Below are 22595 nucleotides of genomic sequence, written 5' to 3' on the forward strand. Positions count from 1 at the left end.
GTTCCTCGCGCACCGTTCCGCCTTGGAGCGGGGCGTCCGGGAGGGACGCCGAGTGCGGGGTGGGTGTCGCGTCCGCGACGGCTGTGTTCTAACCTGTCCGTCATGTCGAACCCTGATGGGCTGCTCGTCGACATCGCCGCGATGGTGGAGTCCGAGCACAGCAACCAGATGTCCCTCACCGTGGTGGTCCCCGGAGCGGTGATCACCGGCAGGCTCGCACCGGTGGCGCTGTGGCTGGAGCGAGTGGCGGAAGTCCTCGAAGCCTCGGACCACTTGAAGCCCTTCGCCGCCCTCTTCACCCGACCCACCGAGGGCGCGCCTGCGAGGCCCACTCATCTTCACCTGCACCGGGCGCAGATCCTGCAGGGGGACTTCGGGCTGCCCCACGCCGGCGGCATGTACCGCATCGCCATCGAGGACATCAGCAGCTGGACGATCGGAGACCTCAGCTACTCCGCAACCTGACACGGACCCTGCGGCCGCGAAGGGAACCCAGGCGGTCAGCGCTACCTGCCGACGCATGACAGTGGTCAAGGCGCAGCAGCTCGCTGCGGCAACCCGCCACACCTGCACGCAGATGTACACGGCCGCCGGCCCGGTATGGGGTCTATCAGGATTCCTGATACTCCCGGGGCACGGGCTGCCGGTGATGTCTGCCGGGTTACTGGTGGTGGTGGTGTCAGGCCGCGCCGTGGAGCGGCGCTTGATCATGATGTTGGGTGGTGCTTCAGCTGGGAACGGGGTCTGCTCCTGCTGTGTGCGCCGGTGAGGACGGGCGGCAGAGAACGGCGGCAGCGGTGTTATTCGCCCTGCCCCGAAAGGCGCCGGGCGCCGTGCCAGCCTCGGCCTCACGTGTCGCGGCGATGATCCGGCCGGGCCCGGATTCGGACAGCTCGGCCATGAAACGCGGCCAGCTCCAGCCGTAGCGCTCGGGCAGGTGGGCAGCACCCTCGGACAGCACGGCGACCTGCTGGATCTGGGACAGAGGGATGCTGGCTGTCAGCGCGTGGTCTGCGGCTTCGGGCTTCGCACCGGCGACCCAGAAGCCGCCGGCGGCGTTGTTGCGGTAGCCGCTTACGGCTTCCTCCGCATACGAGTCGAGGTAGGCCGCCCGGTCGTCGACGATCACCTCGACCGCTCCGTTGCTCCGCTGCAGTGCAACGGGCGAGTGGCCGAGCACCAGGACGTCCAGGATGCCGTCCCGCTCGCGGACCACCGCGACGGTCGAGGACGGGCTGTCCGCGTTCGTCATGTCACAGCTTTGGCCATGCTCCTCGACCAGCGAGGTCAGGGCGGTGCGCAGGACCTCCCGCAGGCCGGGCGAGCCAGGTGAGAGCAGCCGCGCGCGCAGGAGGCCCGCCAATTGCTGCACGTACCAGGCGACATCGTGGACGCAGCCCGTCGCGGCTCCCGTGGCGGTGGCGCCGTCCAGGACGAGAGCGAACGTCGGCCCCGTGACGACGGCGGCCTCGCTGACACCGCCCGGCGTCGGGGCGGTCGCGTGCGTGATCTCCAACGGCATCAGGAAGTTCCCTGCTTGGGTCGGTCGGACTGGGAGGCGGGCCTGAGCTGCCGCGGTTGCCAGGCCTGCCAAGCCGGGGGCTCGGCATGTGAGGCGATGGCGGGTCGCCATCTGGCGACCGTGGACGATCGGTAGGGACGCCTCTGGGGCGAGGAGGGAAAACACTGAGCCTGAACGTCAGAGCGCCGGCAGTACCATGCCTGGTTCCGACACCAGCGGCGTGGTGTTCTCCCGGCTCAGGCTGTGGACCTGGTGGCCGGTCGACATGCCGATCACCACCCGGGCGAGCCGAACCCGGAACGCGTAGGCGTGGCGGGCGAGAACCTCAGCCGCGTGTTGCGCCAACAGGCCTCGTGCAGCAGTTGGTTGAGTGGCCGTCGGAGACGAGAAGGAGCGGGCGCGATCGCCGCGGAATCGGTGCGGGACGCTCGCGAGGACCGGCCCTGAGGCGACGGGGCGGTGCGAGGAGCGGGCAGGAACGGGAATGCGAAGAACCCTTCTCGGGCGGCACGACATCGGAACGCTCCACGCCACAGACGGCGGGAGGGTGCAGCTGACGGGCCAGGAGGATCAAGCGGGCGCGACAGCAGGACGCCTGTCGTGTGGGGTGCAGGTGATCGATGTTGCACGACACCCCATGTGAGCGGAGGTGTGCGAACCGCAGCACGATCCAGATCGCTGTGATGCGGGCGGGTGCTGCGCTCTGTGCATCAGGCTGGAGGCAAGGGGCCTCAACGGCCAGGGTGCGTCATGACGCCATGCCGGGGCCCGCATCGCACATGCATGCGATGCGGGCCCCTCGCTGCCAGGCGGGCGCCGTGGCAGAAGAACTACAGCGGGCGAATGTTCTCGGCCTGCGGGCCCTTCTGGCCCTGCGTGACGTCGAACTCGACCTTCTGGCCCTCGAGCAGCTCACGGAAGCCGTTGGCGTTGATGTTCGAGTAGTGGGCGAACACGTCAGGACCGCCACCCTCCTGCTCGATGAAGCCGAAGCCCTTTTCCGCGTTGAACCACTTCACAGTGCCATTAGCCATAAAGAAATCTCCTTCAAGGGGCAGTCCGGAGCCCGCACGGCGCGGACTCCGAGTCACCGCGATGAGCGCCCACCCAGGGAAGAGCCGGGAAACAAAAATGCGCCTGCGATACATCAGCAGGCGCACAAGAGTTCATGGGACCACAACTGCAACTCGAAAGAGACTAGCAGGCTCCGCAGTGCGGTGAAAGGGGCCGCAGCCATCCGCGACCGTGACGCGCCCACCCGCCACGGCGCACGGTCCACGACCTGCGCCACCCCGCCGTCACCATCGCCCACGAAGAACGCCGCCAGAGCCGCGGGCGCGCGCAGACCGGAGGCCGGTGGACCGTCAGGTCCGTTGAGGAAAGGTGGCTTCAACCCTCGCTGCGTGAAGGCCTGGGATGCGATCGGCCGAGGACCGCGTCATCGGCCAAGTCGTGCGGTGAGGCAGGGGGAGTGGAGGCCGCAGGAACTCCGGAGTCTGAAGGCATGCCATGGCGGTGGTCAGCGGCGGCCCTCGGTGGTCGAACTGGGGGCCAAGCTCCGACGCGTACTCGCGAGCTGGGGAGCCACATGGGGCAGGACGATCGCGACCTCCGTCATTTCCTCCAGTAGCGCGTACAGGCTGGAGCCACTGATCACCCCCGAGTTCGGGAGTTGGAAGAACGGATATCAGGAGCAGCCTTCCCACCCGGCCCGGCCCCTGGCCGGGTTGCGTCGCCAGATACCGACCAGGCCTCGGGCCAGGCGGTGCTCCACCACCCTACGAACCGCTCCCGCCTGCCAGTTGGGACCTGCGTCTCACGAAACGCGAACGCTCATGGTGCCCCCGCCGGAGGAAGAGGACGGCACCGTCGTGATCGACTTGCGAAACTGCGCGCGCGCCATGCGCGGTTCGGGACGGGACCGCGCAGGGCCTGTTCGGCCCCCGCGACGCTGCCCCGGGAGCCGGCCGCGGCCAGGCAGGCCCAACGAAGACCTCTGGCCGGCGCGGTCACAGGGTGTCAGGTCTCGGCCCGCTCGGTCCGGTGGAGCTGGGTGCGGACGGCCGCGCACCGCTCACGTACCTCGGCGCTCAACACCTTGACGGGGTGGTCGTCGGTGAACGGGAGATCGTTGAGGCTCCCAGTGCCGCCGTATGCGTTCAGGACGATGTCCAGTCCTTGAGCGTCCCCCGCTGCGATCTTCGATCGTCCACGTTCCATCCTGCGGGCCCAGCCCGGGTAGCCGCATTCGCTGAGTGTTCGCACGAAGGCGTCGAGTGCGGCTATCAGTTCCCCAGGGACGTCGATCATGGAGCAAGTATGTACCGCTGCGCGGTGGCGGAGAGATCAAAGCGGCCCACCGCGGCCCGACTGGCCGATGCGCTGTCGTTGGCGGGGTTGGGGTCAGTCGGCGCGGATGTTGCCCGTGCGCCGGTGACCGTGACGTGGCCCAGGGACAGCAGGTGCAGCGGGATGCGGAAGGTCTTGTTCACGCTCGCTCCGTTGGCGATCGTCCCGTAGGTGCAGGTGACCGTCCCGGAGGCGGTGGTGCAGCCGGTGGAGAGGTTCGTCGCGGTGGCGCCGGGTGGCAGGGTCGCGGTCAGCGTGGCCGAGGTGACGGGGCTGGGGCCGGTGCCGGGGGTGCCGCCGAAGGTGACGGCGGTCGCGCCGGTGAGGGCGGTGCCGGTCACCGTCACGACGGTGGTGCCGGTGGTCAGTCCGGAGGTGGGGCTGATGGCGGTCACGGCTGGCGCGGAGGGCGGCGTGGGGGTGAGCTGGACGACGGTGACGTCGTTGGAGAAGACGTTGGTGGTGTAGCCGCGGGAGCGGTCGGGGCTGAGCGTCAGGGCGTTGGGCCCGGAGCCGACGGCGAGGGTGTCGGTCACGGTATTGCTGGCGGTGTCGACGACCAGCAGGTTGTCGTCCTGTGCGTTGGCGACGTAGAGGTGGCTGCTGTCGGCGCTGACCCCAAGGCCCACCGGGGCGGTACCGGTGGTGCTGGTCGCGGTGACGGTGAGAGTGGCCAGGTCGACGGCGACGACGATGGTGCGGTTGGCGTTGCTGACGTAGGCCCGGGTGCCGTCGGGGGTGACGGCGAGGTCGAATGGCAGTTCGCTCAGGGAGACGGCGGCGATGGTCGCCTGGGTGGCGGTGTCGATGACGGTCACGGTGAGCGGGACCCGGTGGCCGCGCCAGCAAGTCAGCGTCGCCGGACCCGACCAGGGGCCCTCGGCCAGGTGGCCGGTGCGCGCGCCGCAGGAGCGCCAGCAGAACGCCTGGATCAGGGCGGCCGGGGCGGAGCTCACCACCCCGGCCTCTGACCACCAGGCTCAGTGGCGTGCAGCCCGTGCGCGCGAGCAGGCCCGGCAGGAAAAGCGCGCCGCCGAGCGGAGCGAGACCGTCGTGCCGCTGCGTCCGCGTCAGCGCAGCGCGTGTTCGCGCCAAGACGCGGCCAGCAACACCGCGTGACCAAGCACAACGTCTACCGGGGCCCCTCCACAAGGGGAGACCGGGGCCCAGCAACTGCGTGAGACGGGCCTTGCCTGGCAGATCGAGGACGGCCACTACCAGAGCCGACCGCCATATCTGAGCGCTACCACCACGGGTTGCGCCACGTCCAGGACCAGCTCACCACCTAGCCCCACCGCCCGGTGTCTTCCAGCGCCTCCACCTGGACAGTGGTCGTAGCCGGCCCGGCTCCCGCCTCGGATACCGTGTTCCTGTACGGGGTGCCATAACGGATGTGACGCCCCCCACCGGAGGTAGTCAGCGTATGAGTTCAAAGCGCAGCAAGAATCCAGCCCTGCCCGTACTTGACGACGCATTCCGACTCGCGTCGGTCAAGGACGCAGAAGAGTCCACCCGTGACTTGGCCGCGCGGCTGGCCACCACCGAGCTGCGCCGCGTTTCCCACCCGGGCCGGGTCACCTGGGAGCCCACCGATCAGGCCGAGCCCGTACCGGTCCCGCCGACTGTGGTCGACGGCGACGGGGACCTGTGGCTGCGGGACCGGGGCACTGGCACCTGGACCATGCCCGAGTTCAACCCGCAGGAGTTCCCGGCCCGCTGTGGCGAGGTTCTGACGTGGAACCAGCTTGCCTGCGAGTTCGGCCCGCTGACCGCGCTGGCCGACGACCGCCGCATCGGCGGCGGCCGGCGCTGACCGCGCGGCCCTCTGGGATGACCGCGCCCCTGGAGCGCCGGTTGTGGGTGGCTGGGAGCTCCAGCTCACCGCCGAGTTCGACGATGGCGGCGAGCAGGTGAGCGTGGTGGTGACGTGCGACGGCCTCGAGCAGCGCGGTGCGGGCCTGGCGCCACCCGATGTCCTCGGTGCGGCCGGCGTCGGTGGCCCAGCCGGGTAGCGGTCGGCCTTCGGCTGCCGTGGTGAGCGCGCGGCCGAGCTCGCCGATCGACTGCTGCCAGTCGGCCAACTGCCCTAGCAGGCCGCGCAGCAGCTCGTCGACGGCGGCCGCCGGGTCGGCGCCGAAGGCCCGCGCTTCGGCGGCGGCCTCGGCGAGGACGTCTTCGTCCAGGTCCTCGAGGGGCCTCGCGCCACGAAGCGGCCGCAGCGTCGAAAGCAGCCAGGGCGGGGTGCAGCTCGGCGGCGAGAGCGGCGGGCGACCACGGCAACGGGGTGCGGGGCGGACGGACCGGAGGCGGACAGGGCGAGCCCGGCACCTGGGGCGAGCCCGCGCCGGGCGATGCTGCTCACCCGGCGGCCGGGCCGGCTGGGCGGTCGTCGGCCGTGGTGGTGCCGTCACCGTTCGCGCCGCCCAGGTCCTCGACCACGCGCAGGCTCAGCTCGGTGGCGATGCGGTGCAGGTGCTCCCACCGGTCGAGGCCCAGGCCGAGCGCGGGGTCGTCGGCCACCCGCAGCAGGGCGGCGGCCGCGACGCCGGACCCGGCGGCGAGCGCATTGTGCAGGGCCTGCGCGCACGCCTGCTCGTCGCGGTCACCCTGGTGGTGCAGGGCGATCTCGAAGGACTCGGCCGCACTGTCGAAGGCCCGCCGGTAGGCGAGGCGGTCGAGCAGATCGCCATGGTCGGAGCCGAGCATCGGTGGCCGCCGGACGGGCAGAACACGGGCGTCGCCGGCTGCGGTGGCCGCTCGGCCCGCCTCAGTGGCACGCACCAGCCCGCCGGCGAGCAGGGTGAGCTCGCGCTCCAGATCGCCGAGCACACACGACGGCAGGGCTGCGGCGATCGCGCAGACGGCGACCTGCGCCTGTGGACCGCCACCTACCCGGCCACCGGCCGCGAAGGCCTGCCACCCGTCGCCCTGGTCCTCGAGTCCGGCCGCAAGCACACCCGCCGCCGCCCCGGCGCCAAGCCCCTCACCCCGGAGCAGAAGAAGGCCAAGGCCAAGACCGACCACGACCGCCTGCTGCTCCGCCTCGTCCAGGTCAAGGTCCCCTCCGAGCGAACCTGGACGAATGGCGGCGTCACAGGTCAAGCAGATGTGGCCGGCCCAGCGCGGCGGGAGCCAGCGCTGCCCCGGCCGGGTCGGCCGCCGGCGGCCGGGAAGCATCACGCGGTGTCCAGTCCAGAGGAGGTCGGCGGCCCCGGAGCGACCGCAACCTCCGGGTTCGAAGGCGCGGCGTGGACCCATCGCACCGCCAGTGCATCCACCGGCTCCTCATCCACCAGCAGGATGTGCGCGGCCGGCGGCTCGATGAGTTCCAGCACCACCGCCAGGTCCGTCACCCCAACCGTGCGCGAGCCGCATCCCGTTCGCACGTGGATGTTGGGAACGCCGTCGGTGTGCGGGGCTCTCCCGGCTGGCTCGCAGCCGGACCACGCAGCGGTCGGTCCCGCGCAGGTCCGGGCGAGCGCCGCACCGGGCGGCCTGGTTGCGCCCTGGACGGGGCGCCTGGGCCCGCGCAGTCGATGAACGTCACCTCCGACAGGTCGAGCAGCACCTCCCGATGCGGCTCGAGCGGCGGCCAAGGCACGGTGCCGCGCGGGTGCGGTGGCGAGTCGATCTCGCCGCCGGCCCTGACCAGGGCGGTCGCCTGAACCTGATCGCGCATGGTGGCCTCTCGCCGCGCGGCCCGGCCCGGGACGCCGCTCGGCCTCACCTCCCCCGGAGATCTCGGTGGTCGGACCCTCGACCCCGGCGTCTACAAGGCGACGTCGTCCATCAACCTCACGGGCACGCTCACGCTGGACGCCCACGGTGACCCCAACGCCGTGTGGGTGTTCCAGATCGGCTCGACCCTGATCACGGCATCCGACAGCCACGTGCTCCTGACCAACGGCGCAGCGCCGTGCAACGTCTTCTGGCAGGTCGGGAGCTCTGCCACGATCGGCACCGACACCACCTTCGTCGGCACGATCATGACCTTGGCCTCGATCGGCATGAACACCGGGGCGAGCCTCGACGGCAGGGCCCTGGCGCAGACTGCCGGCTCCGTGACGCTCGACACCAACCGGATCACCCGGGCAACCTGCGCGGCCGGGACCACCGGCGGCACCACGGGCGGGACCACCGCCGGTACCACTGGCGGCACCGGCACGGGTGGCGTGGTCGCCGGTACCACCACGGGCGGCCTCATCGCCGGCACCACCGGGGGAACCACTGGCGGCGGGACCGGTGGCGTTCTGGGCGGTCTGCTCGGCGGTGTCCTGACCACGGGTGGCACCACGGGTGGCCTCCTGGGTGGGGTCATCGCAGGCAGCACTTGGCGGTACCGGTGGGGCCACGACCGGTGGCGGCACCACCGGCTACACCACCGGCGGAGGCACCACCGGCTACACCACCGGTGGCGGGAACGGCGGTGGGGAGCACGGTGGCCACGGCGGTGACCACGGGGGTGACCACGGCGGTGACCACGGTGGCGACTGCGGGTGCGACGAGTCCGGGAGCTGGTAGCCGAGTCGTAAGGCCGGACACGGACTTGGCGGCGCGCGGCGGATCGTCGGAGATTCCGTCGCGCGCCCCCAGGGACGCTCAGGGAAGCAGAGCCGAGGGGAGCAGTCAGGATGGGAAGGACCGGGCCCGGTCAGGTGCTGGGCGGCACAGAGTCCGTGAATGCGATGGCGTCGAGCCGTCAACGGGCCGACGACACCATGACCACTCCCAAACCGCCGCGCCCGCTGGCGGCGGCCCTGGTCGTGGCCGTGGCGTTGTGTCTGGCGACGTCCCTCGTCCACGTGTTCCTGGTGTTTCTGTACGTGGCCCCACCGAATCAGATGTCGCAGTACTACGGCAAGCAGATCAACGCGTGGATCTACCCGTTGTTCGAGCAGAACTGGCGGCTCTTCGCGCCGGATCCGGAGTCGGTCTCCAGGCAGGTTTCTGCGAGGGTCACAATGACCTCACCGGATGGCAGGACTCAGGTCGGTGACTGGTTCGACCTGACCGCCGTGGACGATTCCGATGGCAGGCACAATATTTTTCCGAGTCACACGACGCAGAACATGCTGCGTCGGGCTTGGACGTCGTACCTCGAAGTGCAGGGCACCGACGACAAGCCGCACTCGGCGCGGGCTCTGATGTTGCAGAAGTACCTGAGCAACATCGCGGTGGAGCGAGCCACCGCCCATCAGAGCGGCACGTTCGATGCCGTTCAGCTGCGGGTGGTCACCAGGCCGATCGGCGCGCCCAGCACGCCCGGCGCCCCCCGCCCGACAACGCAGACCGCGGTCGACACCCGGTACCTGCCCTGGTGGAAGGTGACACCCCATGGGAACTGACCAGCCCTCACCTCCTGCGCGCGCTCCACGCCGAACGGCCCCGCAGAGCGGTGGCACCGGTACCAGGCCGATGCTCCGCAGCCCCGGCAGGCTGAGCGGTATCGTCACCGATCGGCCGGTCTCCCTGCACGCGGCGGCGGTGCTGCGCATCGGGTACGGTCTGCTCTACCTCGCCTTCCTGCTGCGGGAGTTCCCGCACCGGGACGAGATCTGGGGCCCCGGTTCACCGTGGACGCCCGCCTTGGCGAGGCAGCTCTTCGACCAGACCGGCTGGTTCAGCGTCCTCACCCTGTCCGACGGCCAGGTGTACTTCGAGTTCTGCTACGCGACGGCTCTCGTCACGTCGGTACTGTTCATGATCGGCTGGCGGACCAGGGCGGTGTCGATCCTGTTCGCGGCCCTGGTGGCCTCGTTCCACGCGCGGGCCATCTTCATGACGGACGGAGGAGACAACCTCATCCTCCTCATGGTCCTGTACCTCTGCTTCACGGCGTGCGGCCGACGCTGGTCCCTCGACGCGCGCAGGGCCCGCCTGCGGGCCTCCCCGGAGCAGGTCGACAGCCCCTCGTCCAGCCCCGGACCGTCGAACCTCCGGCACCAGCTCCTGCCAGCCCAGCGGCTGTTGAGCACGGCGCTGCACAACTGCGCCATGTTCGTCATCGCCGCCCAGGTCTGCATCGTCTACGGCTCCGCAGGCCTGTACAAGGTGCAGGGCGGCTCGTGGGAGAACGGAACCGCCCTCCACTACGTCGTGAACCTCGACCTCTTCCGGCCGTGGCCCGCGTTGTCACTCATGGTGGACAGCCACCCCCTGCTGATCGCCGTCGCCACGTACATGACCGTGCTGCTGCAAGTGGCTTTCCCGTTCGTCCTGTTCAGCAGGCTGAAGTACATCGTCCTGACGATGCTGCTCGGCATGCACCTGGGCATCGCGTTCCTCATGGGGCTTCCGCTCTTCTCAGGGGCCATGATCGTCGCGGATGCCGTGTTCCTTCCCGACCGCGTCTACCAGCTCCCGGGAGCATGGTGGCGCCGCACGTTCCGGCCCGCAGGTGCCGGGGGAGCAGGGGGCTGGCGCCGCGCCGGGAACTCGGCCGCTCCGCCGCAGCCGGGCTCGGTGCTCGCGTACGAGGGGGACTGCGGCTTCGGCCGGGCCACGACCGACCGGATCAGCCGGCGGGCGGCACCGCAGATCGACGCCGTCCCCTGACAGGCGCTGCCGGAGCGGCTCACCGCTCCGCACCTGCCACGGCTGGACCGGGAGGTACTCCTCTTCCACGACGAGGCGGTCCACGCCGGCGGAGTCCACGCGCCGGCCCGCTTCGTCGGCTCCTCACCGGCTCGCCGCTATCGACTGGTAGTTGGCGGGCCAGGGCTCTGCGTGACCCGCTGCGTGCAGCTGGACTCCCGCCTTTGGGCAGCGAGGTCTTCGTCGGCGGCTCGCTGATCACAGCTTTGACCTCTGTAGGAGAAGGTCTGTCCTGGCAGCGCTGCCGATGTGGGGTACGGTTCGAACTCGGAGTGTGTAACGAGATCCGTGGTGCCGGCTTCCCGTCCGGCGAGGGCCATCTGTCGGCCCCACGCAGGGAGCTGGTGGGTCCGGGCGCTCTGCGGGGCGGCTCTCCGTTCCACTCTCATTTCACACCGCGAGTCGTCAGACGGTCGAGGGTGGGTTCGAAGAGAGCGTTTCCGCAGGTCAGAGGGGTGTCCGACCTGCGGAAACGATGAGAGATCGAACTGCGTTTCCGCAGCCCAGAGGGGGTCCTACAGGTCGAAGTACAGCTCGAACTCGTGCGGGTGGGGCCGCAGGGCGATCGGGGCGATCTCGTTGGTGCGCTTGTAGTCGATCCAGGTCTCGATCAGGTCGGGGGTGAAGACGCCACCGGCCAGGAGGTACTCGTGGTCGGCCTCCAGGGCCTCCAGGACGGCGGGGAGGGAGGCGGGGACCTGGGGGACGGAGGCGTGCTCGTCGGGGGCCAGCTCGTAGAGGTCCTTGTCGACGGGCTCGAGGGGCTCGATCTTGTTCTTGATGCCGTCGAGGCCGGCCATCAGCATGGCGGCGAAGGCGAGGTAGGGGTTGGAGGACGGGTCGGGGGCGCGGAACTCGATGCGCTTCGCCTTGGCGTTGGAGCCGGTGATCGGGATGCGGATCGCGGCGGAGCGGTTGCGCTGGGAGTAGACCAGGTTGACCGGGGCCTCGAAGCCGGGGACGAGGCGGTGGTAGGAGTTCACCGAGGGGTTGGTGAAGGCGAGCAGCGACGGGGCGTGCTTGAGCAGGCCGCCGATGTAATAGCGGGCCATGTCGGAGAGCCCGGCGTAGCCCTGCTCGTCGTAGAAGAGCGGTGAGCCGTCCGTCCAGAGCGACTGGTGGACGTGCATGCCGGAGCCGTTGTCGCCGAAGATCGGCTTGGGCATGAAGGTGGCGGTCTTGCCGTTCCGCCAGGCGACGTTCTTGATGATGTACTTGAACAGCATCAGGTCGTCGGCGGCGTGCAGCAGGGTGTTGAACTTGTAGTTGATCTCCGCCTGCCCGGCCGTGCCGACCTCGTGGTGCTGGCGCTCGACCTCCAGGCCGGACGCGGCGAGCTCCAGAGACATCTCGGCGCGCAGGTCGGCGAAGTGGTCGACCGGGGGAGTGGGGAAGTACCCGCCCTTGTACTTGACCTTGTAGCCGCGGTTGCCGCCCTCCTCGACCCGGCCGCTGTTCCAGGCGCCGGCCTCGGAGTCGATGTAGTAGTACGAGGCGTTGGCGGTGGTCTCGAAGCGGGCCTCGTCGAAGACGTAGAACTCGGCCTCGGGGCCGAAGAACGCGGTGTCCGCGATGCCGGAGGAGGCGAGGTACGCCTCGGCCTTCTTCGCCACGTTCCGCGGGTCGCGGCTGTACGCCTCGCCCGTGATCGGGTCCTGGATGAAGAAGTTGATGTTGAGGTGCTTCTCCTTGCGGAACGGGTCCAGGCGGGCGGTCGAGAGGTCGGGGACGAGCGCCATGTCGGATTCGTGAATCGCCTGGAAGCCGCGGATCGACGAGCCGTCGAACATCAGGGTCTCGGACGGGTCGAAGGTCGCTGCAGGCACGGCGAAGTGCTGCATGACGCCCGGCAGGTCGCAGAAACGGACATCGACGAACTTGATCTCGTTGTCCGCGATGTACTGCTTCACCTCGGCGGCGTTGTTGAACATCCGATCCTCCTCAGCGTGCGGTTTTGGTGGCTCACCCTAGGAACCGACCGTTTCCGGTCGGTGACCTCACCGTTTCCTAGATGTTAACCGCGCCCGAGTGCCGGGCGGCAAAGCCGTACGCTTTCGGGCAAAACGCTTCACCGGCCCGGCCTGTCCCTGGCAAGTGGTCTGGACCATTTGAGTGCAGTCCGGAGAGCCGATTCACCCGCACGGGGGGAGGGGCCCGAAGATCGCCCGGACTGCCCGGATAGTGTGGATTCGTGGACACCAGAGAAGCGTTGGGATCGTGGATCGAAGGCCCGAAGGCCGCCGCCGAGCAGATGGGCGCCGACTTCGGCTACCGCGGTGAGCGTCTCGGCCTGCCCGAGGAGGGCGCCGGCTCGATCGCCGGGCCCGGCCGCCGGCTCGGCGCGCTGTTCGTCGACGGCTGGCTCTGCAGCCTGGTCGCGTACGGGCTGATCGCCCACGGCGACGAGGGCTCGGCCAACCTGTGGACCACGCCGCTGTTCTACGTCGTGACGGTGCTGCTGATGGCGACCACCGGCACGACGGTCGGCAAGCGGCTGTTCGGCCTGCGGGTGGTCCGCCTCGGCGGCGGCCGCGCCTCCATCCCGCAGGTGCTGCTGCGCACGCTGCTGCTCTGCCTGCTCGTCCCGGCGCTGATCTGGGACCGGGACACCCGTGGGCTGCACGACAAGGCCGTCGGCACCGTCGAGGTCCGGATCTAGACAGCCCCGGCACCGGAGACATGGAACGGCCCCGCCGCAGGAGATCTGCGGCGGGGCCGTGGTGTCTGTCGGGTGGGAGCCGTCAGCGAGCCTGACCGCCCTTGGGCATCCGGGCGCCCTTGGGCATCGGGCCCTTGGGGATCGGCGCCTTGGAGAGCAGGTCGCCGAGCGCGCGCAGCCGGTCGTTGGTCTCGGTGACCTGGGCCGGGGTGATCGAGCGCGGCAGTCGCATCAGGGTGATCTGCAGCTTCTTGAGCGGGATCTCGCCCTCGCCGTCGCCGACCATGATGTCGTGCACGGGGATGTCACCGACCACGCGGGACATCTTCTTCTTCTCGGACGCGAGCAGCGGCCGCACCCGGTTCGGGTTGCCCTCGCCGATCAGCGCGATGCCGGGACGGCCGACGGCTCGGTAGATCGCGTCCTGGTTGCGGGTCACCGCGACCGGCGTCGGGTTCGCGTTCCAGCCGCGCCGGATGTTGCTCAGCACGGCGGCCACGGCCCCCGGCTGGCCCTCCATCTGCCCGAAGGCGGCACGCTCGGCCCGGCGCCCGAAGACGATCGCCATGGCCAGGAAGGCCACGATGAAGCCCAGGATGCCCAGGTAGATCGGGTGGTCGATCGCAAAGCCGATTGCGAGGAACACGCCGAAAACGATCAGGCCGACGCCTGCGATGATCAGGCCGATCTTGGTGTCGACCTTCTTGGTCATTTGGTACGCCGTGCGGATCTGCTGGAGTCGCCCGGGGTTCTCGGATGTTTGCCTCGCCATAAGCCTCATGGTACGTGGCCCCACCTCGGGACAACCAAGGGCGCCCCCGTCCAAAGGACTGAGCTGCCGTGGCAGGGGTTACGCCGGGCGCCGCTCGCCCTGCACCGGGCCGGCCACGTGCTCACGGTCCGCCGCGTACCGGCGGTTCTCGCACACCGACGCCCAGGCGTTCCGCCGGGCCTGGCGCTGGCCGCCGGCCAGCAGCACCGTCTCGGCCAACCGCAGGGCGTCGCCGACCGAGCGCACCTCACGGAGTGCGGCCCCGCGCCGGGCCACGTCCCTGGCCACCTGCCTACCCTGCATGCCGAGCACTCCCCTCGCTGACAACGTCAACGCTGTCATCGTCGCCGCCGGGTGTTACCGCCCGGTGACCTCACCGTCAAAGCCTGATGAAAGCCTGACGCCCTGTACGCGGACTGCACCCCCGCTTGTGGCCCGGTTACGCCGGACGGCGGGGGTGCGTCACCCCCGCCGTCCGTGGCTCAGACCGCCGCCGTCTTCTCGCGGTGTTCCAGCGCCTGCCGGTAGAGCCGCCCGGCGCGGTACGAGGACCGCACCAGCGGGCCGGACATCACACCGGCGAAGCCGAGCTCCTCGGCCTCCTCCTGGAGCTCCACGAACTCGTGCGGCTTCACCCAGCGCTCGACCGGGTGGTGGCGCAGCGAGGGCCGCAGGTACTGAGTGATGGTGATGAGCTCGCAGCCCGCGCCCACCAGGTCGGCCAGCGCCTGGCTGACCTCCTCGCGGGTCTCGCCCATGCCCAGGATCAGGTTGGACTTGGTCACCAGCCCGGCCGCGCGGGCCTGGGTGATGACGTCCAGCGAGCGCTCGTAGCGGAAGGCCGGGCGGATCCGCTTGAAGATCCGCGGCACCGTCTCGACGTTGTGTGCGAGCACCTCGGGGCGGGAGGAGAAGACCTCGGCCAGCTGCTCGGGCACCGCGTTGAAGTCGGGGATCAGCAGCTCGACGCCCGTGCGGCCGGTCTCGCGGCCGGTGGTGAGCGCGTGCACCTGGCGCACGGTCTCGGCGTACAGCCAGGCACCGCCGTCGGGCAGGTCGTCGCGGGCGACGCCGGTGATGGTCGCGTAGTTGAGGTCCATCTTGACGATGGACTCGGCGACCCGGCGCGGCTCGTCCCGGTCGAAGTCGGCGGGCTTGCCGGTGTCGATCTGGCAGAAGTCACAGCGGCGGGTGCACTGGTCACCGCCGATGAGGAAGGTCGCCTCGCGGTCCTCCCAGCACTCGAAGATGTTGGGGCAGCCGGCCTCCTGGCAGACGGTGTGCAGCCCCTCCTTCTTCACCAGCGCGTGCAGGGCGTTGTACTCCGGGCCCATCTTCGCGCGGGTCTTGATCCACTCGGGCTTCCGCTCGATGGGGGTCTCGGCGTTGCGGACCTCGAGGCGGAGCAGCTTCCTGCCGTCCGGTGCGACAGCGGACACGTGCGACTCCTAGGCGTTGCTGGATGGAAAGCGTGTACGGGGTACCCCCAGGGTACGCCTGTGCTTCTGCGGCTTGCGCCGGGTGTCGACCCCGCATTCGTAGGGCAACACCCGGGTGGTATCGGCGATTCCCGGCGATCAAGACCGGACGGCCCAAGGGGCCCAAGGGGCCCGTCAGCGGGCGAGCGCGGGCTCCGGCAGTTCGGCCAGCACCTCGGCGAGGTGCCGCTCGACCACCGGCAGCGCCTCGGCCACCCCCAGCGGCCGGTCCTGCGGCCGGCCGAGCTCGGTGGTCAGCGAACCGACCCCCGCGTCCCGGATGCCGCAGGGCACGATCCGGTCGAACCACGTCATGTCCGGGTCGCAGTTCAGCGCGAACCCGTGCATCGTCACCCCACGCGCGACCCGCACCCCGATCGCGGCCAGCTTCCGGTCGTCGCCGCGCTGCCCGGCGTTCGACGGCGCGTACTCCGGCCCGGCCAGCCGGGGGTCGATCCCCAGCGGCAGGCCCATCCGCAGCGTCAGGCTGCCTATCTCGACCACCTGCGCGGGGTCGACCACCGCGTCCGGCAGCTCCTGGCCCAGCACCCAGACCCCGCTGCGGCCCTCCACCCGGGAGGTCGCCACCCCGATCTCGCCGCAGGCCCGGATCAGCGCCTCCTCCAGGCGCCGGACGTACGCGACCACGTCGATCGGGTCCGGCAGCTTCACGATCGGGTACCCGACCAGCTGCCCCGGCCCGTGCCAGGTGATCTCCCCGCCCCGGTTCACCGGCACCACCGGGGTGCCGTCGAGCGGGTAGTCCTCCGGGTTGGTCCGCTTGCCCGCCGTGTACACCGGCAGGTGCTCCAGCAGCAGCACGGTGTCCGGGATCTCGTCCGCGACCCGCAGCGCGTGCAGCCGCTGCTGCTCGGCCCAGGCCGCCTCGTAGGGCACCGACTCCCCGCCGACGCCCATCCTCACGAACCGTACGTGCTCGCTCACCGCTGCTCCTTGCCAGGCGTTCGAGACCAACCTCGCCACTGTACGCCTGTGGCGGAGCAGGCCCGCCGGACCCTGGGGGCTCCCCAGCTACCCGGTTACTCGGCGAGCAGCTGGAGCCGCAGGGCCAGCTGGAGTTCGAGCGAGCGTTCGGGGTGGTTCCAGTCGTGGCCGAGCAGGATCTCGACGCGGTCGAGGCGCTGCACGACGGTGTTCACGTGGACGTGCAGCTCGTCCTTGGCGCGCGTCAGGCTGCCGCCGCACTCGAAGTAGGCGCGCAGCGTCCGCACCAGCTCGGTGCCGCGCCGGGCGTCGTACTCCAGCAGCGGGCCGAGCGTGGACGTGACGAACGCCCCGACGTCGTGCCCGTCGCCGAGCAGCACGCCGAGGAAGCCCAGCGAGTCGGCCGAGGCGCCGCCGCCGCTGCGGCCGAGCACCCCCAGCGCCCGTACGCAGCGCAGGCCCTCCGCGTGGGCGGCGGCCAGGGCGACCGGCCCGGCGGCCGGGCGGCCCGCGCCGACGGTGACGGGGGTGCCGGTGAGGCGGGCGAGGCGTTCGGCGGCCCGCTCGGCGGTGGCCGCGGGGGTGTGCGAGCCGTCGTCGGGGAGCAGCAGCACGACGGCGTCGCCGTGCTCCGCGCTGATGCCCCGGGAGCCGAAGAGGTAGCGGGCGGCGGCACCGGCGAGGCGGGTCCGGTCGGCGGCGGCGCCGACCTGGGCGACCAGCACCAGGTGCGGGCGGGTCAGGTCGACGCCGAGCCGGCGGCCCCGGGCGGTGAGGCCCGCCGGGTCGCGTCCGGGGGCGGTCAGCAGGTCGGCGAGCAGCTCGCCGCGGACGCGGTTCTCGGTCTCGGCGACGGAGCGGCGCAGCAACAGGAGCAGCGCGGTGACGACCCCGGCCCGTTCGAAGAGGCGGCGGTCGGCGTCGTCCAGGCCCGGTCTGGAGTGCAGCAGCAGGCTGCCGAGCGGCTCCTGCCCGGCGAGCACCACGCAGACCCAGCCGTCGCCGTGCCGGACCGCCCGGCCCTCGGTGCGGGAGGCTGCGACGGCCTCGGCCAGGCCCGCGCGGGCGGCGGGCCGCCCGGCGAGCAGCCCGCCCTCGGCGTCGAGGACGGCCGTCTCGGCGCCGAGCAGGGCGCCGACCTCGGCCGCCACGTCGGAGACCGCGGCGCCGCGCAGCACCAGGTCGGTGAGCCGGTCGTGGGCCTGCTCGGCGCGCTGCACGGCGGCGGCGTGGGCTTGGATGACGGCGTTGGCGGCGTTCAGCTCGGTGAGGGCGGCCCGGGTCTCGGCGAGCGAGTTGGCGGTGTCCAGGGCGATCGCGGCGTGCGCGGCGAGGGTGCAGAGCAGCGCGACCTCGTCGGGGGAGAAGGCGCGGGCCGAGCGCTCGGCGGCGAACAGCACGCCGATCACCCGCCCGCCGAGCAGCAGCGGCACTCCGATGATCGCGACCAGGCCCTCCTCCAGGACGCCCGCGTCGATCCGGCCGGTGTGCCGGAAGCGTTCGTCGGTGCGGTAGTCCGGGGTCGCGTAGGGGCGCGCGGTCTGCGCGACGAGCCCGCCGAGGCCGTCGCCGAGGCTGAGCCGGAGGTTCTGGAAGAGCTGCGAGACGGAGCCGTCGGTGACCCGCATGTAGGTGTCCCCGGCCGCCGGGTCGGGCAGCGTGAGGTACGCGGTGTCGGTGCCGAGCAGCATTCGGGCCCGGCGGACGATGGCCTGCAGCACCGTGTCCAGGTCACGCGAGGCTGCGAGGTCCCCGGCGGTGTCGAAGAGGGCCGTCAGCTCGGTCTCCCGGCGGCGGTGCTGACGCAGCGTCCGGTGCACCCGCAGCGCCGTCCAGGTCGCGTCGTCGATCTCGGCGAGCACGTCGGCGGGTGCACCGGCCCGCCGCGCCTCGGCGAGCACGTCGGCGAAGTCCTCGGTGGCGGCGCCCGATGCGAGCAGGTCCAGCAGGCTGCGGAGCGCTGTCGCGGAGCCGATGGGGGAGGCGTTCATGGTGCGGGCCATGGTGCCAGAGGCTCCGTCGGCTGCGCACCATCGAAGGGCGCACGTGCTCGCGCGTTCGCCCCTACGCCCCCACGCCCCCACGCCCCCGAGCCCCTACGCCTCGGCGGCGGCGAGGTCGCGGCCTCGGGTCTCACGGGCCGTCAGGACGGCCAGCAGGGTGATCGCCGAGGCGATGGCGACGTAGACCGCGATCGGGGTCGAGCTGCCGTAGTCCTTCAGCAGGGCGGTGGCGATCAGCGGCGCGGGGGCGCCGGCTGCGACCGAGGCGAACTGGGCGCCGATCGAGGCGCCGGAGTACCGCATCCGGGTCGCGAAGAGCTCGGAGAAGAAGGCCGCCTGCGGGGCGTACATCGCGCTGTGGAAGACCAGGCCGATCGTCACGGCGAGCAGCAGCGAGCCGAAGCTCTTGGTGTCGACCAGCCCGAAGAAGACGAAGGCCCAGATGCCGACCCCGGCCGCGCCGACCAGGTAGACGGGCTTGCGGCCGACCCGGTCGGAGAGCGCGCCGAAGAGCGGTATCAGGGCGAACTGGATCGCCGAGGCGACGAGGACGGCGTTCAGCGCGGTCTGCTTGGGCAGGTGGACGTGCCCGACGGCGTACGCGAGCACGAACGTGGTCATCACGTAGTACGAGATGTTCTCCGCCATCCGTGCGCCCATCGCCGTGAGCACCTCCCGCCAGTGGTGCCGCAGCACGGCGACCAGCGGCGGCTGCTCGGCGGTGCCGCGCGCCTGCTGGGCCGCCAGCGCCTGCTGGAAGAGCGGCGACTCGTCCACCGAGAGGCGTATCCACATGCCGACCAGCACCAGCAGCGCGGAGAGCAGGAAGGGCACCCGCCAGCCCCAGGCGAGGAAGGTCGCGTCCGACTGGACGCCGGTCAGGACTGACAGCACGCCGGCCGCCAGCAGGTTCCCGGCGGGGGCGCCGCCCTGCGGCCAGGAGGCCCAGAAGCCGCGCCGCTTCGCGTCCCCGTGCTCGGAGACCAGCAGCACCGCGCCGCCCCACTCGCCGCCGAGTGCGAAGCCCTGCACCAGCCGGAGGGCCGTCAGCAGGATCGGCGCGGTCACGCCGACCTGGTTGTACGTCGGCAGGCAGCCGATCAGCGTGGTCGCGCCGCCCATCAGCAGCAGGCTCACCACCAGCAGCTTCTTCCGGCCGATCCGGTCGCCGAAGTGGCCGAAGACCAGGGCGCCGACCGGGCGGGCGGCGAAGCCGATCGCGTAGGTGAGGAAGGAGAGCAGGGTGCCCGTCAGCGGGTCGCTGTGCGGGAAGAACACCTTGCCGAAGACGAGCGCGGCGGCGGTGCCGTAGAGGAAGTAGTCGTACCACTCGATGGTCGTGCCGATGAGGCTGGCACCGACCACTCTCCAGAGGCGGGGCATCGGGTCACCTTTCACAGGGGTGGGCGGGGTGGGCGGGGGTGGCGTCGCTTGCGCGGGGGCGGTCATCGCGCGGTCCAGCCGCCGTCGACGGGCAGGCTGGCGCCGGTGATGTAGGAGGCGTGCGGGGAGCAGAGCCAGACGGCGAGCTGGGCGACCTCGTCGGGCTCGATCAGGCGCTTGACGGCGGTGCGGTCGAGCATGATCTGTTCGATCACCTCGTCCTCGGGGATGCCGTGGGCCAGCGCCTGGGCGGCGATCTGACGCTCGACCAGTGCGGTGCGGACGTAGCCGGGGTTGACGCAGTTGCTGGTCACGCCGTGCGCCGCGCCCTCCAGGGCGACGGTCTTGCTCAGCCCCTCCAGGCCGTGTTTGGCGGTGACGTACGCGGACTTGAACGGGCTGGCCCGCAGGCCGTGCACCGAGGAGATGTTGACGACGCGCCCCCACCCGCGCCCGTACATCCGGGGGAGGGTGCGGCGCAGGATGCGGAACGGCGCCTCGACCATGACCCGCTGGATCTTGGTGAACAGCTCGGGCGGGAACTCGTGCAGCGGCGCGACGTGCTGGAGGCCCGCGTTGTTGACGACGATGTCGGCGTCGTCCGGCAGGGCGTCCACGGCCGACGGGTCACCGAGGTCCGCGATGTACGCCACCCCGCCGATCCGCTCGGCGAGTTCCTCGGCCGCCCGCTCCGCGAGGTCGACGACGTAGACCCGGGCCCCGGCGGCGGCCAGCGCCTCGGCGCAGGCCCGGCCGATGCCCGCGGCGGCGCCGGTGACGAGCGCCGTCCGGCCGTCGAGCGGGCGGGGTGATGTGGTGTCCATGGCCGAGAACGGTAGGAACCCCGGGGCCGCACTCCTATGTGATGGACCGACACAGACCGGGGCTCACCTATGGGGGCAGGCGACAGGTGAGCTGTCGGAGCTCAGCAGGCCGTCCGAGCCAAACACCTGAGCCCCCGTCTTCCCCACAACGGGCGCCAATGCGTCACCCGTTCGGAGGATTGCCCGCCCAGATCCACCCATAGCGGCGAAATGCTCGCTACATTCACGCCGATTCCCTGACAGGGGGCGCGGCTCCGAGTACCGGGGGGACCGGTGAGGCGTCCGAGAGGTGTTGACTGATATGCCCCAACGGCCTGCAACAGACAGCCCGGCGTACGGACCGCTCGATCCGCTCCACCCGCACGTGGAGCAGGCCGGGCAAGCTTCGCACGCAACCGATCCGGCCGACGCCGGGGCGCCCGCCGACTCGGCCCTCGCCGCCAGGACGCAGAACCCGCGCCTGGCCGCCCTCATCGAGGAGGCCGGCTTCTCGCACGCCGGTCTCGCCCGCCGGGTCGACCAACTGGGCCTCGAACACGGCCTCGACCTGCGCTACGACAAGACGTCCGTCACCCGCTGGCTGCGCGGCCAGCAGCCCCGCGGCGCCACCCCGGCGCTGATCGCCGAGGTCTTCACCCGCCGGCTCGGCCGCCGCCTCACCGCCCAGGACATCGGCCTGGACGCCTGCGCCCCCGTCTACGCCGGGCTGGAGTTCGCCGAGACCCCGCAGGAGGCCGTCGACATCGTCGCCAGCATGTGGCGCAAGGACAGCGGCTCGCAGACCGAGCTGCGCCGGATCGCCTTCACCCCGGCCGGGCTCGTGGTGCCCAGCCGGGACTGGCTGATCGGCCGCACCGACGAACGCGTCGCCCGCGACGGCTCGGTGCCCGGCCTGCCCGAGACCACCCCGGCGCGGCCCGCGCTGCCCGGCGCCCGCGCCGCACAGCCCGCCGCCGGCCCCCAGGCCGCGGTCGGTCAGCTCGCGGTCGGTCAGACGGCGGTCGGTCAGACTGCCGTCGGCTCGCAGCCCGCCGTCGGCCGGGTGCCGGCCCAGAGCCGGGGTCGCACACCCGTACCCACGGAGGCCGAGGCCGCCCGCGACCAGCGGCCCCCGCTCCGGGTCGGCCGGGGCGACATCGCCGCGATCCGGGCTGTCGGCGATCTGTTCCGCGCCCTCGACCAGGCGTACGGCGGCGGGCACGCCCGGCAGGCGCTCGTCCGGTACCTGGAGAGCGAGGCCGAGCCGATGCTGCGCGGCCGGTACGGCGAGCAGATCGGCCGGGCCCTGTTCGGGGCGGTGGCCGACCTGACCAGGCTGGCGGGGTGGACCTCCTTCGACATCGCCGCCCACGGGCTGGCCCAGCGGTACTTCGTCCAGGCGCTGCGGCTCTCCCAGGCGGCCGGGGACCGCGTCCTCGGCGGTTACGTGCTCGCCACCATGAGCCAGCAGGCCGTCCACCTCGGCCACGGACGGGAGGCGATCCAGCTCGCCCGGGTCGCCCAGCAGGGCGTCGGCACGGCCGCCGCGCCCGTCGTGCAGTCCCTGATGCACGCCGCCGAGGCTCGCGGGCACGCCCTGATGGGCGACGTCCGCTCGTGCACCACGGCGCTGGTGCGGTGCGAGCGCACCCTCGCGAGCGGGCGGCCGAGCGACGAAGTGCCGTCCTGGGCCCGGTTCTTCGACGAGGCCCAGCTCGCCGACGAGTTCGCGCACTGCTACCGCGACCTCCAGCAGTGGCGCCCGGCCGCCCAGCACGCCGAGAAGTCACTACGCCTGCGGGCCCCCGCCTACGCCCGCAGCCGGATCTTCTGCCGGATGGTCCTCGCCACCGCCCGCCTGGGCATGGGCGACGTCGACGACGCCTGCGCGATGGCCACCGAATCCCTCCGCGCAGCGGGCGAGATGCGGTCCGCCCGCACGGTCGAGTACCTCCGGGACTTCCACCGCCGCCTCACCCCCTACCGCGTCAGCCAGGCCGCCCGAGCCTTCGACGAAGCAGCCCGCCAGGCGGGAGTCGTCTGATCCAGTTGCACCATCCAGGGGCGCGGGGAACTGCGCGAGGGCG

Annotated in this window: 22 protein-coding genes; 8 read left to right on the forward strand and 14 right to left on the reverse strand. The window is 71.4% G+C overall.

Annotation, left to right across the window (positions count from 1 at the left end):
- Positions 1 to 102: 102 nt before the first annotated feature.
- Positions 103 to 465, forward strand: coding sequence for a hypothetical protein (locus tag ACR68M_RS25515; protein WP_441246450.1), 363 nt, complete (start codon positions 103 to 105; stop codon positions 463 to 465).
- A gap of 262 nt (positions 466 to 727) precedes the next feature.
- On the opposite strand, the gene ACR68M_RS25520 is transcribed toward ACR68M_RS25515, so the two are convergent.
- The 4 genes from ACR68M_RS25520 to ACR68M_RS25535 form a co-directional block, all read right to left on the reverse strand.
- Positions 728 to 1522, reverse strand: coding sequence for a hypothetical protein (locus ACR68M_RS25520; RefSeq protein WP_441246451.1), 795 nt, complete (start codon positions 1520 to 1522; stop codon positions 728 to 730).
- A gap of 830 nt (positions 1523 to 2352) precedes the next feature.
- A complete protein-coding gene (locus tag ACR68M_RS25525; protein WP_030918248.1) occupies positions 2353 to 2556 on the reverse strand; it encodes a cold-shock protein in 204 nt (67 codons plus the stop codon).
- A 985-nt stretch (positions 2557 to 3541) separates the two neighbouring features.
- Positions 3542 to 3832: a DUF6966 domain-containing protein gene (locus ACR68M_RS25530; RefSeq protein ID WP_266298689.1), complete on the reverse strand. Its 291-nt coding sequence runs from the start codon at positions 3830 to 3832 to the stop codon at positions 3542 to 3544.
- Entirely contained in the window at positions 3829 to 4827 is a 999-nt protein-coding gene (locus ACR68M_RS25535) for an IPT/TIG domain-containing protein (RefSeq protein ID WP_441246452.1), read from the reverse strand. Before ACR68M_RS25535 ends, ACR68M_RS25530 begins: the two co-directional genes overlap by 4 nt.
- 467 nt (positions 4828 to 5294) lie before the next feature.
- Between ACR68M_RS25535 and ACR68M_RS25540 the strand changes: the two genes are divergently transcribed.
- Both ACR68M_RS25540 and ACR68M_RS25545 read left to right on the forward strand, forming a co-directional pair.
- Positions 5295 to 5684, forward strand: coding sequence for a hypothetical protein (locus ACR68M_RS25540; protein WP_361137876.1), 390 nt, complete (start codon positions 5295 to 5297; stop codon positions 5682 to 5684).
- A 43-nt stretch (positions 5685 to 5727) separates the two neighbouring features.
- Positions 5728 to 5883, forward strand: a complete 156-nt coding sequence (locus tag ACR68M_RS25545; protein WP_441246453.1) for a hypothetical protein — start codon at positions 5728 to 5730, stop codon at positions 5881 to 5883.
- Positions 5884 to 6229: 346 nt separating this feature from the next.
- Here ACR68M_RS25545 and ACR68M_RS25550 read toward each other — a convergent pair whose 3' ends face one another.
- A complete protein-coding gene (locus ACR68M_RS25550) occupies positions 6230 to 6826 on the reverse strand; it encodes a hypothetical protein (RefSeq protein ID WP_441246454.1) in 597 nt (198 codons plus the stop codon).
- 221 nt (positions 6827 to 7047) lie between these two features.
- A complete protein-coding gene (locus ACR68M_RS25555; RefSeq protein ID WP_441246455.1) occupies positions 7048 to 7209 on the reverse strand; it encodes a hypothetical protein in 162 nt (53 codons plus the stop codon).
- A 339-nt stretch (positions 7210 to 7548) separates the two neighbouring features.
- On the opposite strand from ACR68M_RS25555, the gene ACR68M_RS25560 reads away from it, so the two are divergent.
- From ACR68M_RS25560 to ACR68M_RS25570, 3 genes are all read left to right on the forward strand, one after another.
- On the forward strand, positions 7549 to 8325 hold the full coding sequence (locus ACR68M_RS25560; RefSeq protein WP_441246456.1) for an ice-binding family protein: 777 nt from the start codon (positions 7549 to 7551) through the stop codon (positions 8323 to 8325).
- Between the two features lie 177 nt (positions 8326 to 8502).
- Positions 8503 to 9216 carry a DUF5819 family protein gene (locus tag ACR68M_RS25565; RefSeq protein WP_441246457.1) on the forward strand — a complete coding sequence of 238 codons (714 nt, stop codon included), beginning with the start codon at positions 8503 to 8505 and terminating at the stop codon, positions 9214 to 9216.
- Between the two features lie 70 nt (positions 9217 to 9286).
- Positions 9287 to 10426, forward strand: coding sequence for an HTTM domain-containing protein (locus ACR68M_RS25570; RefSeq protein WP_441246458.1), 1140 nt, complete (start codon positions 9287 to 9289; stop codon positions 10424 to 10426).
- 554 nt (positions 10427 to 10980) lie between these two features.
- On the opposite strand, the gene glnA is transcribed toward ACR68M_RS25570, so the two are convergent.
- Positions 10981 to 12396: a type I glutamate--ammonia ligase gene (gene glnA / locus ACR68M_RS25575; protein WP_441246459.1), complete on the reverse strand. Its 1416-nt coding sequence runs from the start codon at positions 12394 to 12396 to the stop codon at positions 10981 to 10983.
- 260 nt (positions 12397 to 12656) lie between these two features.
- Here glnA and ACR68M_RS25580 point away from each other — a divergent pair, with 260 nt between their 5' ends.
- A complete protein-coding gene (locus ACR68M_RS25580; RefSeq protein WP_441246460.1) occupies positions 12657 to 13124 on the forward strand; it encodes an RDD family protein in 468 nt (155 codons plus the stop codon).
- A gap of 82 nt (positions 13125 to 13206) precedes the next feature.
- Here the strand turns inward: ACR68M_RS25580 and ACR68M_RS25585 are convergent, their stop codons facing one another.
- The 7 genes from ACR68M_RS25585 to ACR68M_RS25615 form a co-directional block, all read right to left on the reverse strand.
- Entirely contained in the window at positions 13207 to 13896 is a 690-nt protein-coding gene (locus ACR68M_RS25585) for a DUF4191 domain-containing protein (protein WP_441246461.1), read from the reverse strand.
- Positions 13897 to 13974: 78 nt separating this feature from the next.
- Positions 13975 to 14199 (reverse strand): hypothetical protein, encoded by a 225-nt coding sequence (locus ACR68M_RS25590; protein ID WP_441246462.1) that lies wholly within the window; start codon positions 14197 to 14199, stop codon positions 13975 to 13977.
- Positions 14200 to 14378: 179 nt separating this feature from the next.
- The gene (gene lipA, locus ACR68M_RS25595; protein ID WP_441246463.1) at positions 14379 to 15335 is read right to left on the reverse strand and encodes a lipoyl synthase; all 957 of its coding nucleotides are present in this window, start codon (positions 15333 to 15335) and stop codon (positions 14379 to 14381) included.
- A gap of 174 nt (positions 15336 to 15509) precedes the next feature.
- A complete protein-coding gene (lipB, locus tag ACR68M_RS25600) occupies positions 15510 to 16292 on the reverse strand; it encodes a lipoyl(octanoyl) transferase LipB (protein WP_441251711.1) in 783 nt (260 codons plus the stop codon).
- A 122-nt stretch (positions 16293 to 16414) separates the two neighbouring features.
- Positions 16415 to 18322: a helix-turn-helix domain-containing protein gene (locus tag ACR68M_RS25605; protein ID WP_441246464.1), complete on the reverse strand. Its 1908-nt coding sequence runs from the start codon at positions 18320 to 18322 to the stop codon at positions 16415 to 16417.
- 93 nt (positions 18323 to 18415) lie between these two features.
- Positions 18416 to 19771 (reverse strand): MFS transporter, encoded by a 1356-nt coding sequence (locus ACR68M_RS25610; RefSeq protein ID WP_441246465.1) that lies wholly within the window; start codon positions 19769 to 19771, stop codon positions 18416 to 18418.
- Positions 19768 to 20529: a 3-hydroxybutyrate dehydrogenase gene (locus tag ACR68M_RS25615; RefSeq protein ID WP_441246466.1), complete on the reverse strand. Its 762-nt coding sequence runs from the start codon at positions 20527 to 20529 to the stop codon at positions 19768 to 19770. The genes ACR68M_RS25610 and ACR68M_RS25615 overlap by 4 nt, the downstream gene beginning before the upstream one ends.
- 301 nt (positions 20530 to 20830) lie before the next feature.
- On the opposite strand from ACR68M_RS25615, the gene ACR68M_RS25620 reads away from it, so the two are divergent.
- Positions 20831 to 22552, forward strand: coding sequence for a regulator (locus ACR68M_RS25620; protein ID WP_441246467.1), 1722 nt, complete (start codon positions 20831 to 20833; stop codon positions 22550 to 22552).
- Positions 22553 to 22595: the final 43 nt, after the last annotated feature.

The organism is Kitasatospora sp. McL0602, from assembly GCF_052076145.1.
In the GTDB taxonomy this organism is placed as follows: Bacteria; Actinomycetota; Actinomycetes; order Streptomycetales; family Streptomycetaceae; genus Kitasatospora.